A 12,837-nucleotide genomic window follows, 5' to 3' on the forward strand; every position below is an offset into this window, starting at 1 on the left:
AGCGCCCGAAGCGGCTGCCGGTGGGTAGCTTTCACCTTGCGTGATGTCATGAATGACGTCACACTGATGTCATGGATCTGAATGCTCATACCGCGCGGTTGCGCGAGGAACTGATCGCCGCCGCGGCACTCGGCGACGAGAAAACGCAGGCCACCGCCGCCGCCCTCGCCGCGGCGGTGGAGAGTTCGAGTCGGCTGGTGTTGCTCTCGGCGCTGTCGGAACTGGCCGCCGAGATCAGCACCGAACTCGGCGACCGCACCGTGCACGTCCGACTGGAAGGCACCGAGGCGAAGGCCGACGTGCGCAAGAACACCCCGCCCGGGGCGGAGGAACCGCAGACTTTCGAGGAGATGACCGGCGACATCAGCCGGGTCACCCTCCGTTTGGTCGAACAATTGAAGTCGAAGGCCGAAGAGGCGGCCCAGCAGAACGGCCAGTCACTGAACTCCTGGCTGTCCGGCGCCGTCAGCGGGGCGTTGAAGGATCAGATGCGCGGCTACGGCGGCAAGGGCTGGTGAGCGCCGCCGACGACGTCGCGATCACAGCAGCGGGGCGAGATCGCCGCGCTCGCCGATAACGACTTCGTCGAGTTCGAGCCAGTCAGCCATTTCCCGCAGCGCCCCACGTAATGCCTGGGCGGTCTCGGCGGTCGCGTGGCCGGGTTCGGCGAACGCCGCGGGGGCCAGCAGTCGGCCGGTGGCGCGTTCGGCGCGCAGATCCACCCGGCCGACGAGCTTGCCGTCCACGAGCAACGGGAAGACGTAATAGCCGTGCACCCGTTTGGGTTCCGGGGTGTAGATCTCGATCCGGTAGTGGAAATCGAAGACCCGCTGGGTGCGCGGGCGGAAGAAGATCAGCGGATCGAACGGGCACAGCAGCGCGGTGCCGGTGATCCGGCGCGGGGTGGCGGCCTCCGCGTGTAGGTAGGCGGGCGCGTCCCAGCCGTCGACATCGACCGGGAGCAGTTCGCCCGCGTCGACCAGGTCGGCGATGGCCGGTGCGCTCTGTCGGCGCGCCAGGCGGTAGTAGTCGCGCAGGTCGGCCTCGGTGCCGATCCCGAGGGCGCGGCTGGACCGGCGGATCAACTCGCGCACGGCGTCTTCCTCCCCGATCTCACGATCCAGGACATCGGCGGGGACTACCCGTTCGGTGAGGTCGTAGTGGCGGGTGAACCCGACCCGGCGCGCGGTGGACAGCTCACCCGCGGCGAAGAGCTGCTCACAGATCATCTTGGTGTCGCTCAGGTTCCACCAGGTCCCCTTCGCGCGCGGCTTGTCCAGTTCCAGATGCCGTTCGATCTCCCCCGCGCTCGCCGCGCCCACCTCGGTGACGACATCGAGAATGTCCTTGCCCAGCGTCGGATTGCGTTCGACGACCTTGCGCATCCCCGACCAGCGCCCGTGCCGGTACTCCGCCATCCGCCAGCGCATCAACGGCCAGTCGGCAACCGGGATCAGCGCGGCCTCGTGCGCCCAGTACTCCACCAGCCCCCGGCGAGCCTTCGCGCTGTCACTCCAGGCGGCGCCGTCGAGCAGACTGCGATCGTAGGGGCCGATCCGGCTGAACACCGGCGCGTAATGCGCGCGAACAACCGCCGATACCGAATCTATCTGCAGCAGACGGGTTCTGGCGACCACATCGAGCACCGCCCGGCGCTTCGGGTTGGTCGGCCGGCGCTTGCCGAAGCCCTGCGCGGCCAGTGCCGTTCGACGGGCCTGCGCCGCATTCATCCGCTGCATGGCCTCAGCCTGGCACAGGGGTCCGACAGGTTTCGGCCCTCAGGTAGAGACCTGAACCGCACCCGCGGTGTCGATCTCGGTCCGCCGATCCCCGCCCGGCGCGGCAGCGAGCACGGTCGCCACCCAGCGCCTGCCGACCGGCAGCACCCGCACGGTCACCGAACCGGCTCCGGCCATGTCGAGCTCGGCCACCGCGGCCTCGATCACGTTGTGGCGCACCCATTCCGGCACCCCGCGGAAGCCGCCGTCGTCGAGCAGGGTCACCTCTACCCCGCGCGATCGCGCCCCGCGCGCCGCGGCGCTGAGCCGCTCGGTGACCAGCTGCGGCGCCCGCAACCCGTCGCGCAATTCCGCTTCGAGCAGCCTGCACTGTTCTCGTTCGGTGTCGGTGAGCTCGATCCCGGCGGCGATGCGGGACAGCAGCGGCCCCGCCACCCGATCGAGCGCCCCCAGCTGACGGTCACGCTCGGCATTGGCGGCGGCCAACGCGGCCTCCGTCGCCGCCCGCCGGTTGGCCTCGCTGCGCAGCTCCCGCAGCGAACGCTGCGTGGGTCGCACGATGGACATGAACACGGTCACCGCGCCGACGGTGGCCACCGGTGTCAGCGCACGCACCACGGTCTCGGGAGACCAATCGGTGAACACACCCATCGTGATCAGCACCGTCGCGGCCGCCGCCACCCCCAGCCACGCCGACACGATCCGCCCGCGCAGCACCAGCATCGCCAGCAGATACGACGTCGGATAGGCGGTCCACAGCTGGTGGGAGAACCCCGACGCGTTCTCGAGGTACGGCACGGTCAGCGCCATCGCCGCGGGTCCCGCGCAGGCCACGAAGACCGTGGCGGGCCACGGCAGCGGATCCACCGGGAACACCAGGACAACCAGCGCCGCCACGCTCATCAACACCAGCGCGGCGGTCGCGGCCGCGTACGGCGCGATATCGAAGTTCACCCGCAGGTACATCACGATGGTGGCTTCGAAGATCACCACGAACAGCCATGCGGTGCCGTCGCTGAGCCCGAACAGATCGCGCATCGCGAAAGGTAGATCACGATCGGCCATCAACTCCCCCACATCAGAGTCACCACGGTTCCCGCGCCCGGCGCCGATTCCACGAATGCCGCGCCACCGGCGAGCGCGCGCATCCGACCGAGGATGCTGCCCGCGATCCCCATCCGATCGGCCGAGACCCGCGCCGGGTCGAACCCGGCCCCGTCGTCGGACAACACGACCCGGATCCCGCCGGTCGCGATGGTGACCGCCACACCGCGCCGTACGGTGCGACCGGCGACGTCGGCGTGGCGCAGGCTGTTGCGCACCGCCTCCGACAGCGCGGCCCCGAGCACCTGCGCGGCCTCGATCGGCAGGCACAGATCGCCCGCGCGCCGCGAGGACACCTGCACCGGGACCTCGGACTGCACCTCGCGCACCGCCTCACGCAGGAATTCGATCGTGGCGGCGGCGTCGAGGTGGTCGATCTCGGGCGCGGTCCGCGACAGCTCGAGCTGTTCGAGGGTGCGCGCGGCCTGGTTGCGCAGCACCGCCGAGGACTGCTGCGCGCGCGAGGCCTCCAGCAGCGTGGAGAGCACCGCGTCATGGATGAGCGCCGCGAAACGCGCGCCCTCGCGCTGCCTGGCCGAGGTCGCCGCGACCGCCGCCGCCCTGCTGCGCTGCCGGACCGCCTCGCGATCGACACGCTCGGCGGCGGCCCTTGCGTACACCACACACCACAGGAACAGCGCGGCCACGCCGAGGCCCCTGGTGATGTCGCCGAGCAGGGCCCATGTCGAACTGTCGGGCACCACACAGGCATTCGACACGCTGGTCGCCACCGCGAGCAGGGCACCGAAGGCGGCCGCACCACGTCGCGACCACGCGAGCCCCGCGGCCATCACGCCGACGGCGAGGCCACGATAGGGCCAGGAGGCGAACGAACCGATGTGCACGACCGAGTACACAAGCGGCGTGACCAAGGTCGCCGCGAGATAGCACCCGGCAGCCGCGGCGGCCGTGCGCCGGATCGCGGTGACGGGGCCGCGCGCCGACACGATCGCCAGCACCCCGAACAGCAGATAAGCGGAGATCAGATGCAGTTCCGGCCACACCGACCGATTGATCGGCTGCACCAGCACCGCGGGCAGTTCCAGCACCATCACGATCATCGCGCCGGTGCCGATCACCAGCCCGAGCCTGCGCAGGATCTGGTCGGTCGCCGCCCGCGAGAACTCCACGTCGCCGACCTGTGCGGACGCCGTCGCGACCGCGAGATCACTCACGTGCGCTGCTGCCTCTCCGGCACGGGCAGCCAGCCGTCCTCGACGGCCCGTTTGTACAGATCGGTCTTGGTCGGGGCGGGGCGGCCCGCGTCGGCGTATTTCTGCCGGATGCGGCCCAGGTAGTCGTTAACGGTCTGTTCCGACAGTCCGGTCAGCCGGGCCACCCGCGAGGCCTTCTCCCCCGAGGCGTACAGCATCAGCACTTCCTCCTGACGCGGGCTGAGGCCGACGTCGGACAGCTTCGGATCGCCGTCGATGGCGGCGGCCCAGTCGGTGGTCACCACCTGCTCTCCCGACGCGGCCCGGCGCACCGCCTCGACCACCGTCGCCACGCTCTCGGACTTGCGCAGCACACCCAGCACACCCGCCTTGGCGGCCGAGCGGACCAGGAAGGCATTGTCGGCGCCGGTGAACACGAGCACCTCGATGCCGCGTTCGCGCAGCGCGGTGACATTGTCCTCGGGCGTCGACCCGTCGGGCAGCCGCAGATCCAGGACGACGAGATCGAGGTCGGTGGTCTCGGCGAGCAGCCCGGCGACGGATTCCGCCACCGCCACCAGCTCCAGATCGGGTTCGGGACCGAGCATGGCCGCCAACCCGATCGCCACGGACTCGTGATCCTCCACCAGCCCGACCCGTCGCACCGTGCGTGCCTGCTGCAACTCGCTCACCGACCACTCCCCGTCCTCGAACACCCACCGCGGCCAGCCCGCAACACTTCGGTCTCGAGTTCTACCGCATCCCGAGCCCGCGTGTCAGCCCACCAAAATTCGGGGCGCGGACGCCTCAGTGCATCAGACCTGCGGCGATGGTCGCACCGAGTTCCCAGCATTTCTCCAGATCGGCCTTGCTCGGCGGTCCAGACACCACGACCGCCTCGGCGGCGCGCTGCCAGCCCAGCCCGGTGGTGATCCGCTCCACGCTGCTCTCGGCGCCTTCGGTGCCCTCGTTGCCGTGCAGGTAGAGGCCGTAGGGGCGCCCGCCGGTCGAGTCGAGGCACGGGTAGTAGATCGTGTCGAAGGCGTGTTTGAGCGCGCCACTCATGTAGCCGAGGTTGGCCGGGGTACCGAGTAGGTAGCCGTCGGCTTCGAGCACGTCGACGGCGGTCACCGCCAGCGCGGCCCGGCGGACCACCTCGACCCCCTCGATCTCCGGGTCGCTCGCGCCGGCCAGGACCGCTTCGAACATCGCCTGGGTGTGCGGCGATGGGGTGTGGTGGATGATCAGCAACCGGGCCATGGGCTCGCTACTCTCCTGGGTCGCGTTCCAGTTTTTCCAGTGCCACCGCGCGGCGCATGGTGTCGCGGGCGCGGCCGCGGTCGCCCGCGTAGTCGTAGGCGCGGGCGAGCCGGTAGGAGGAGCGCCAGTTGTCCGGGTCGGCTTCCCATTCGGTCTTGATTCGGTTGAACAGGTCATCGGCCGCGGCGCGTTCGATGCGGCCGGAGGGTCGGCGCGGCAGTTCCGAGGTGTCGACCTCTAAGCCTTCCTCGTGGATGCGCCGGGCCAGGCGTTGATGGGCGAACGCCGCGCTCAAAGTCGCCCACAGGATCCAGATGCCGACGACCGGTAGCAGCAGCATGCCGATGCCGATCGCGATCCCCGCGAACCCGCCGTCGGCGATGTAGGCGATGGCAAGTCCGCCGAGCCGGACGAAGTAGAACAGCAGCGCGACGACCAGAAAGGCCACGACCGCAACGGTTTTCATGACCTGTCGATCAGGTCGCTGCGCGGCGGAATTACTCACAGATCCAGGAACGGGTCGAGCCCGACGGTCAGACCCGGCCGCCCCGCGATCTCGCGCACCCCGAGCAGCACGCCCGGCGCGAACGAGGACCGGTCGATGGAGTCGTGGCGGATGGTCAGCGTCTCGCCCTGGGTGCCGAACAGCACCTCCTGATGGGCGACGAGCCCGGCCAGTCGCACCGAGTGCACCCGCACCCCGTCGACGTCGGCGCCGCGGGCACCCTCGAGTTCGGTGGTGGTGGCGTCGGGGCTGATCCCGACCCCGGCCGCGGCGCGGGCCGCGGCGATCACCGCGGCGGTGCGGTAGGCGGTGCCAGAGGGCGCGTCGGCCTTGTTCGGGTGGTGCAGCTCGATCACCTCGACCGAGTCGAAGAACCGCGCGGCCTGCTCGGCGAACCGCATCGACAGCACGGCCCCGATGGCGAAGTTCGGCGCGATCAGCACCCCCACCTCGGGTCGCTGTGCCAGCTGCCCGCGCACCTCGGCGAGGCGGACCTCGTCGAAGCCGGTGGTGCCGACGACCGCGTGGATTCCGTTCTCGATCAGGAACTTCAGGTTGCCCATCACCACGTCGGGATGGGTGAAGTCGACGACCACCTGGGTACCGGCCGCGGTGAACGTCTCGAGCGCGTCACCCTTGTCGACCTGTGCGACCAGCTCCAGATCAGGTGCCGCCTCCACCGCCGCGCAGATCGCCTGCCCGACCTTGCCGCGTGCTCCGAGCACTCCGACCCGAATGGTCACCGCATCTCCTCGTCCTCGACTGGCGCTTGCTCGTCGAAGCCTATCGAGCACCCGACACGGCCGCGGCGCCGACCTCACCCCATCCGACCGGGCGAGGCATCAGTCGAAGACGATGACCTGGCGCAGCGCCGCACCCGCCGCGAGGTCGTCCATCGCCTGGTTCACCTGGTCGAGTCCGATGCGCGCGGAGACGAGCCGCTCCAGCGGCAGCTTGCCCGCGCGCCACATCCGCACGTATTCGGGGATGTCGCGGTCGGGGACCGCGGAGCCCAGGTAGCTGCCGATGATGGTGCGGCCCTGGGCGACCAGGGTCAGCGGGGAGATCGTGGCGGTGGCGGTAGGGGCGGGCAGGCCGACCGTCACGGTGACGCCGCCGGGTGCCGTTGCGGCAACCGCGGTTTCGAACGCGCGCACGTTGCCCGCCGCTTCGACCACCACGTCGGCCACCAGCCCCTGCTCGGCGATCTCGCCCGGCGTGCAGGCCACGCTCGCACCGAATTCGCGGGCGAGCGCGAGCTTTTCGGCAACGGTGTCGACGGCGATCACCTCACCGAGGCCGAGCGAGACCGCGACGAGCACGGCCGCCATCCCCACCCCGCCGAGCCCGACCACCATGATCCGTTCTCCCGCACCGGGTTTCGCCGCGTTCAGCAGCGCGCCGCCGCCGGTGAGGACCGCACAGCCGAGCACCGCCGCCACCTCGGGCGGCACGTCGTCGTCGACCGGCACCACCGAACGCCGATCCACCACCGCGTGCGTGGCGAACCCCGAAACACCCAGGTGGTGCTGCACGAGCTCGCCGTCGCGGGTGAGCCGTCGCCCGCCGCCGAGCAGTTCGCCCGCGTTGTTGGCCACACTGCCCGGCCCGCACGGGGTGCGCCCGTTGCTCGCGCAGCCCGCACAGTCACCGCAGCGCGGCAGGAACGTCATCACGACTCGCTGCCCGAGCGACACATCGGTGACACCGGCGCCCACCGACTCGACGATGCCCGCGGCTTCGTGGCCGAGCAGCATCGGCACCGGGCGCACCCGATTGCCGTCCACCACGGACAGATCCGAATGGCACAGCCCGGCCGCTTCGATGCGCACCAGCAATTCGCCCGGACCCGGTTCGGCCAATTCCAGGTCGCACACGGTGATCGGCTGCGAATCGGCGAACGGCGCCGGGTCGGCGATCCGTTCCAGAACGGCTCCACGAATCTTCATGCTCGCGACGCTACCGCGAGCGCCCTTTACAGGTTCCGGGATCTGTCGCTAACCTCGATCTCGGTGATGGTGCTCCTGTCGGCCGCCTCGTACCGAGCCCAGGGTCGGCGCCATCACGAACAAGGAGAAATCCCCTGTCAGTGCAGTTCAATCACACCATTGTCGGATGTCACGATAATCGGGAAACCGCCGAGTTCTGGGCGGACATCCTCGGGTTGGACATAGGAAAAGAGTGGGGGCCGTTCATTCCGATCGCCCTCGATCACGGCGCGGCCTTCGATTTCGCCAAGGTGCCGCCCTTCATTTCCGAGATCCAGCCGCAGCACTACGCGTTCCTGGTCTCGGAGGCCGAGTTCGACACGGCCTACGCCAAGATCCAGCGCTACGAACTGGACCATTGGGCCGACCCCCAGCAACACGGGGTCAACGAGATCAATCACCACGACGGCGGTCGCGGCGTCTACTTCCTCGACCCCAACGGCCACTTCCTGGAACTGATCACCGTTCCCTACGGCGGTTGGCCGGAGTGAACACTCAGGCCGGTCCCGCAACTCTTTCGGGACCGGCCTGCGGTCACGCCGGTTTCGCGGCGGCCCGGATTCCGCGCAGGCCCAGCAGCGCGGCACCGACACACGCCAGCGACACGATCACGATGAACCACGGGAAGACCGTCGCGATCCCCCATGTCGTCGCCGCCCAGCCCGCCGCCAAGGTCGGCAACGCCATCGCCGAGTAGGCCAGCAGGTAGAAGGCCGACATCGTCTCGCCACGGCGATGCGGGGGAACGACTTCGGACAGGTGTCGCAGCGACCCACCGAACCCGAGCCCGAACGTCGCGCCGAGTACCAGGCCCGCGACGATCACGACGGCGGGCTGTTTCGTGGCCAGCGCCGGGATGGTGGCGAGCAGGGCCGCCGCCATGCCGAGGTCGCCGAGCACCGCGGCACGTCGGGCAGGCACCCGGGTGGCGAACAGCTGGACCACGGCGGCGACCAGCGCGGTGCCGGCGACGACGACGCCACCGAACACCAGGTTGTGCATGCCGGTCTCGGCCGCGGCCAGCGACGGATACAGCGACAGCAGCACGCCGAGCACCGACCAGGCGGCCATCACGCCGATCGCGGAGAACCAGAAATCAGCCTTGATCTCGGGCGGGACAGAGGGTTTCGCGATGGTGATGCGCGCCTTCACCCGGGCGGTGTGCGGCTCACGCAGGGCGAGGATGCCTGCCCCCGCGGCCAGGCAGACCACCGCGATCACCACATACGGTGTGCGCAGCGGTGACGGTGCGTACTGGGCGAGCACCGCGGTGCCGAGCACCGCGACGGCGATGCCGACATTGAACGCCACTCCGCTGAGCTGCCCGGATCGCGCACCACGCTCGGGCCGCAGGTCCAGCAGCGCCGCGGCACCCGCGACGACGGTGGCGCCGACGGCCGCACCGTGTAATGCCCTGGCCAGCAACAACATCGGCACCGAATCGGCGAGCAGGAAGGCGACCAGCCCGAGAATCATGGTGGCGAAGGCGCCGATCATCACGGGCTTGCGACCGACCACATCGGAGATTCGCCCGGACACCAGCACCGCGCCGAGCGCCGCGAAGGCGTACACGGCGAACACCATGGTCGTGGTCAGCGGTGACAGATGCCACTCGGTCTCGTAGATGCCATAGAGCGGAGCGGGCGCCCCGGAAACCCCGAGCGCCACCGCACTCGCGGTCAGGACGACCCCGTACGCCCAGCGCTGCCCGGCCTCGACCGGCGCCATCGTTGTCGCTGCCACAGCGGCCCCCATCAGCAGAGTTTGATCACCATCGAACGAGCCTCAGGCTACGCCTAGTATGATGACTATCAAACCCCTAGTGAGGTAGCTCATGACACAGGCTAAGGATCTCCCGGCAGCGCCGACCTTCCCGGTCGCCGCGCTGCCCACCGTCCTCGGCGCTCTGCACGACCCCGTCCGCCTGGAAATGGTCCGCCGCCTGAGCAACGCCGCCGCCCCCATCCGCTGCGCCGCCCTTTACGACGCGATCAACAAGTCCACCGCGACCCACCACTTCAAGACTCTGCGCGAAGCAGGCCTGATCGAACGCTTGACCATCGATGGCCAGACTTTTCAGAACCTGCGCATCGACGCCATCGAGCACGCCCTCCCCGGCCTGCTCCCCTCGATCGTCGACGCCGCCAACCGAGCGCGTACAGACACCGCTCCCGACGCACACCCGGACGAGAAGGCCGTCGACTGATCGCGTGTTTCTATCGTCGCGCGCGACGGTCGAGCCAGACCGTGATCCCGGCCTCCACCAGCAGGGTGACGAGCACGAGTCCGAGCACGGCGACCAGCGCACCGAACACCGCGGGCTGACGCGCCCACCCGCGCAGGAACCCGGCGACCACGACCAACGGCACCACGCAGACACCGAGTACGACGACCTGGCTACCGGCGAAGTCGAGACCGTCGTCCGGATCGGGATCATCGACACCGCGGCGCATCCACGCCGTGAACAGCAGCAGATGCCCGAAGGCCGCGCCGAGCGCACCGAGCACCAGCAGCACGCATCCGAGCCTGACCAGTCCGGCGAATTCGGATCGCGTCAGGATCGCGGCCAGATCCACGATCAAGCCGGAGAACGCGATCGAGACCAGCGCGAGCAACACCCGCGGCCGTGTGACCCTGGCCCGCATATAGCCCGGCGGCAGTTGGCTGCGCAGCTTGCGGAAAACCCCGTACCAGGCGAGCGGCAGCGCGACGAACATCATCGGCGACAGCACCCGCAACACGATCGGCGAAACCCACATTGCCACGGCCGCGAAGCAACCCGCGAAGGCCCACACCCACGCCGCCAACCGGAGCAGTGCGCGCCAGTGCACTTCGGCGAGCAGGCGCCGGGCCGCGATATCGGTCGGCGCGTTCGCGAGCAGGCCGCGCAGTGTCGCGACGGCCGCGTCGCGACCACCGTCGAAGCCGGCGAACTCGGCCCGCGCCTGCATCCTGAGTAGATCCACGTGCAGTGGGTCGATCGCCAACCCGGCGGTGACGTGGCGCCGGACGGCTTCGCCATCGCCGAGCCGCTGATAGGTCTCGGCCGCCGAGCAGTGGACGCCCGCGTCGTTCGGCTCCAGCGTGACCGCTTCGGCCAGGGCCGTACGTGCCCGGTCCTTGTCCTTGCGTGGACCGCTCGTGTGCAACCACGCCAGCAACAGCAGTGTCGCCGCCTCGCCGGGTCGAAGCCTGGCGGCGGTGTAGCCGTGCTCGAGCGCCGGCTCCCACTCGTCGCGCATCGCGTACGCCATCGCCACCAGGACGTGCGCGCCGTCGGAATCCGGATCAGCGAGCAGCGCCTGTCCCGCGAAGCGCAGGGTGTCGTCGTACTCGTCGAGGCCGTAGGCGATGTCTGCCAGTGCGACCAGCAGGCGCGGGTCGTCGGGCGCGTCCACCAGCGCCGTCCCGAGAATCCGCCGTGCCTCCTCGAGCCGCCCGACCTCCTTGGCCACGCGAGCCCGCTCGAGCGCCGCCTGCACCGGCATGACCGATCCCCTCCCCCGCACTGCTGTCCGCTGCACCGTACCGGCCGTGTCGGCCGAATTGTTCAGCGTTCGACGAGCTTTCGCACCGCAGCAGGCAGGTCGCGGGTGCGCTGGTACGGGCCCGACACCGCCGCGCCGTAGGGGCGGGCGAGCAGAGTGCGGGCGATCTCGCTGACTTCGTCGGTCGTGACAGCGTTGATGCGTGCCAGGGTGGCCGAGACGCTGCGGTGGTTGCCGTAGCTGAGTTCGCTGCGGCCGATGCGGTTCATCCGGGAGGCCGAGTCCTCGAGGCCGAGTACCAGCCCGCCGCGCAGAGAGCCCTTGGCTCTGGCACATTCGGCGTCGGTGACGCCGTTGGCCGCGACGTCGTCGAGCACGTCACGCGCCAATGTTGTGACCTGTCCGAGGTTTTCGGGCTGGCAACCGAGCGAGACCGAGAACGACCCGGTATCGGCGAAGGTGTCGACGCTCGAGTACACCGAGTACGCGAGACCGCGTTCTTCCCGAATGCGTTGGAACAGGCGGGAACTCAGACCCCCACCGACGATCGTGTTGAGGATCGACAGCGGCCAGCGCTGCTGGCCTTCGTGCCTGCCGAACGCCCGAACGCCGAAGGCGAGGTGGGTCTGTTCGCTGTCACGGTTGATCCTGATCAGCCCCGGTGCGCCCTGCGCCCGGAACTTCCCTTCCCGGCGCGGCGCGGGTTCGGCGGCGGTGTCGAGGTGTGGCCCGAACGCACGGTGCACCAGTTCCACGACACGATCGTGGGACACATTGCCCGCCACCGCGACCACCATGCGCTCGGGCCGGTAGCGGCGCTGGTGGAAGCCGCGCAGCTGTGCGGCCTGCATGCCTTCGATCGATTCGACGCTGCCGATCACCGGGCGGCCGATGGGGTGGTCGCCGAACATGGCGGTGAGGAAGGAATCGGCGACCAGATCTTCGGGGTCGTCGTCGCGCATGGAGATCTCTTCCAGGACCACCTGGCGTTCCACGTCGACGTCGACCGCGCGGCACAGACCGTTGAGCACCACGTCGGAGACGAGGTCGACGGCCAGCGGCAGGTCCTCATCGATGACGTGGGCGTAGTAGCAGGTCTGTTCCTTGGCGGTGAAGGCGTTGAGTTCGCCGCCGACCGCGTCCATGGCCTGGGCGATATCGAGGGCGCTGCGCGTGGGCGTCGCCTTGAACAGCAGGTGTTCGAGGAAGTGCGCGGCGCCTGCCACGGTGGGGCCTTCGTCGCGCGAACCGACGCCGACCCAGACGCCGATGGAGGCGGAGCGCACGCCGGGCACGTGTTCGGTGACCACGCGCAGGCCACCGGGCAGCACGGTGCGGCGTACTCCACCGTCGGTGGAGACGTCGTCAGCGGATTCGGTACTCGACTCTGTCAACTTCGGTTTCGTCACCTGATCCCCACGAACGGCTGTGCTGGCATGGTTCCTCAACCTCTCGTACGGGAGCTGGCGACGTGCGCGTATTGCCTCATTATCCAGGCAGCAGGCACGACGGCCAGCTTCGCGATTCTATGCGCCCATCGCCCCCGCCCGTGCATCGGCCCTCGTCGATGAGTCCTCGCTCGCGATCGGGGCTGTACCG

Annotated in this window: 14 protein-coding genes; 3 read left to right on the top strand and 11 right to left on the bottom strand. The window is 69.5% G+C overall.

Annotated elements, in window-relative coordinates; all coding sequences use genetic code 11:
• Positions 1-71: 71 nt before the first annotated feature.
• Positions 72-518 (top strand): hypothetical protein, encoded by a 447-nt coding sequence (locus ACLJPD_RS00815; protein ID WP_410869722.1) that lies wholly within the window; start codon positions 72-74, stop codon positions 516-518.
• 21 nt (positions 519-539) lie between these two features.
• On the opposite strand, the gene ACLJPD_RS00820 is transcribed toward ACLJPD_RS00815, so the two are convergent.
• The 8 genes from ACLJPD_RS00820 to ACLJPD_RS00855 form a co-directional block, all read right to left on the bottom strand.
• The gene (locus ACLJPD_RS00820; protein WP_410869723.1) at positions 540-1,739 is read right to left on the bottom strand and encodes a winged helix-turn-helix domain-containing protein; all 1,200 of its coding nucleotides are present in this window, start codon (positions 1,737-1,739) and stop codon (positions 540-542) included.
• A gap of 39 nt (positions 1,740-1,778) precedes the next feature.
• Positions 1,779-2,804 (bottom strand): hypothetical protein, encoded by a 1,026-nt coding sequence (locus ACLJPD_RS00825; protein WP_410869724.1) that lies wholly within the window; start codon positions 2,802-2,804, stop codon positions 1,779-1,781.
• Positions 2,804-4,018 carry a sensor histidine kinase gene (locus tag ACLJPD_RS00830; RefSeq protein ID WP_410869725.1) on the bottom strand — a complete coding sequence of 405 codons (1,215 nt, stop codon included), beginning with the start codon at positions 4,016-4,018 and terminating at the stop codon, positions 2,804-2,806. Before ACLJPD_RS00830 ends, ACLJPD_RS00825 begins: the two co-directional genes overlap by 1 nt.
• Complete coding sequence (locus ACLJPD_RS00835) at positions 4,015-4,689, bottom strand: response regulator (protein WP_410869726.1); 675 nt, start codon at positions 4,687-4,689, stop codon at positions 4,015-4,017. The genes ACLJPD_RS00830 and ACLJPD_RS00835 overlap by 4 nt, the downstream gene beginning before the upstream one ends.
• Before the next feature lie 115 nt (positions 4,690-4,804).
• A complete protein-coding gene (locus tag ACLJPD_RS00840) occupies positions 4,805-5,257 on the bottom strand; it encodes a flavodoxin family protein (RefSeq protein WP_410869727.1) in 453 nt (150 codons plus the stop codon).
• Between the two features lie 7 nt (positions 5,258-5,264).
• The gene (locus ACLJPD_RS00845; protein ID WP_410869728.1) at positions 5,265-5,723 is read right to left on the bottom strand and encodes a hypothetical protein; all 459 of its coding nucleotides are present in this window, start codon (positions 5,721-5,723) and stop codon (positions 5,265-5,267) included.
• 35 nt (positions 5,724-5,758) lie between these two features.
• A complete protein-coding gene (gene dapB, locus ACLJPD_RS00850) occupies positions 5,759-6,505 on the bottom strand; it encodes a 4-hydroxy-tetrahydrodipicolinate reductase (RefSeq protein WP_410869729.1) in 747 nt (248 codons plus the stop codon).
• A 99-nt stretch (positions 6,506-6,604) separates the two neighbouring features.
• Positions 6,605-7,711, bottom strand: coding sequence for an alcohol dehydrogenase catalytic domain-containing protein (locus tag ACLJPD_RS00855; RefSeq protein ID WP_410869730.1), 1,107 nt, complete (start codon positions 7,709-7,711; stop codon positions 6,605-6,607).
• A 134-nt stretch (positions 7,712-7,845) separates the two neighbouring features.
• Here ACLJPD_RS00855 and ACLJPD_RS00860 point away from each other — a divergent pair, with 134 nt between their 5' ends.
• A complete protein-coding gene (locus ACLJPD_RS00860; protein WP_410871879.1) occupies positions 7,846-8,241 on the top strand; it encodes a VOC family protein in 396 nt (131 codons plus the stop codon).
• A 43-nt stretch (positions 8,242-8,284) separates the two neighbouring features.
• Here ACLJPD_RS00860 and ACLJPD_RS00865 read toward each other — a convergent pair whose 3' ends face one another.
• The gene (locus ACLJPD_RS00865) at positions 8,285-9,505 is read right to left on the bottom strand and encodes an MFS transporter (RefSeq protein WP_410869731.1); all 1,221 of its coding nucleotides are present in this window, start codon (positions 9,503-9,505) and stop codon (positions 8,285-8,287) included.
• Positions 9,506-9,584: 79 nt separating this feature from the next.
• Here ACLJPD_RS00865 and ACLJPD_RS00870 point away from each other — a divergent pair, with 79 nt between their 5' ends.
• Positions 9,585-9,956 (top strand): ArsR/SmtB family transcription factor, encoded by a 372-nt coding sequence (locus tag ACLJPD_RS00870; RefSeq protein ID WP_410869732.1) that lies wholly within the window; start codon positions 9,585-9,587, stop codon positions 9,954-9,956.
• Positions 9,957-9,966: 10 nt separating this feature from the next.
• On the opposite strand, the gene ACLJPD_RS00875 is transcribed toward ACLJPD_RS00870, so the two are convergent.
• Complete coding sequence (locus ACLJPD_RS00875) at positions 9,967-11,238, bottom strand: tetratricopeptide repeat protein (RefSeq protein WP_410869733.1); 1,272 nt, start codon at positions 11,236-11,238, stop codon at positions 9,967-9,969.
• A gap of 62 nt (positions 11,239-11,300) precedes the next feature.
• On the bottom strand, positions 11,301-12,632 hold the full coding sequence (locus ACLJPD_RS00880) for a M16 family metallopeptidase (protein WP_410871880.1): 1,332 nt from the start codon (positions 12,630-12,632) through the stop codon (positions 11,301-11,303).
• Positions 12,633-12,837: the final 205 nt, after the last annotated feature.

The sequence above is a fragment of the Nocardia sp. A7 genome, assembly GCF_046549215.1.
GTDB lineage: Bacteria > Actinomycetota > Actinomycetes > Mycobacteriales > Mycobacteriaceae > Nocardia.

What these genes read in the sequence shown, in the direction of transcription:
- ACLJPD_RS00815 (WP_410869722.1), top strand. Translation starts at nt 72, where the DNA reads ATGGATCTGAATGCTCATACCGCGCGGTTGCGCGAGGAACTGATCGCC.
- ACLJPD_RS00825 (WP_410869724.1), bottom strand. Translation starts at nt 2,804, where the DNA reads ATGGCCGATCGTGATCTACCTTTCGCGATGCGCGATCTGTTCGGGCTC.
- ACLJPD_RS00845 (WP_410869728.1), bottom strand. Translation starts at nt 5,723, where the DNA reads ATGAAAACCGTTGCGGTCGTGGCCTTTCTGGTCGTCGCGCTGCTGTTC.
- ACLJPD_RS00855 (WP_410869730.1), bottom strand. Translation starts at nt 7,711, where the DNA reads ATGAAGATTCGTGGAGCCGTTCTGGAACGGATCGCCGACCCGGCGCCG.
- ACLJPD_RS00840 (WP_410869727.1), bottom strand. Translation starts at nt 5,257, where the DNA reads ATGGCCCGGTTGCTGATCATCCACCACACCCCATCGCCGCACACCCAG.
- ACLJPD_RS00870 (WP_410869732.1), top strand. Translation starts at nt 9,585, where the DNA reads ATGACACAGGCTAAGGATCTCCCGGCAGCGCCGACCTTCCCGGTCGCC.
- ACLJPD_RS00865 (WP_410869731.1), bottom strand. Translation starts at nt 9,505, where the DNA reads ATGGGGGCCGCTGTGGCAGCGACAACGATGGCGCCGGTCGAGGCCGGG.
- ACLJPD_RS00875 (WP_410869733.1), bottom strand. Translation starts at nt 11,238, where the DNA reads ATGCCGGTGCAGGCGGCGCTCGAGCGGGCTCGCGTGGCCAAGGAGGTC.
- ACLJPD_RS00820 (WP_410869723.1), bottom strand. Translation starts at nt 1,739, where the DNA reads ATGCAGCGGATGAATGCGGCGCAGGCCCGTCGAACGGCACTGGCCGCG.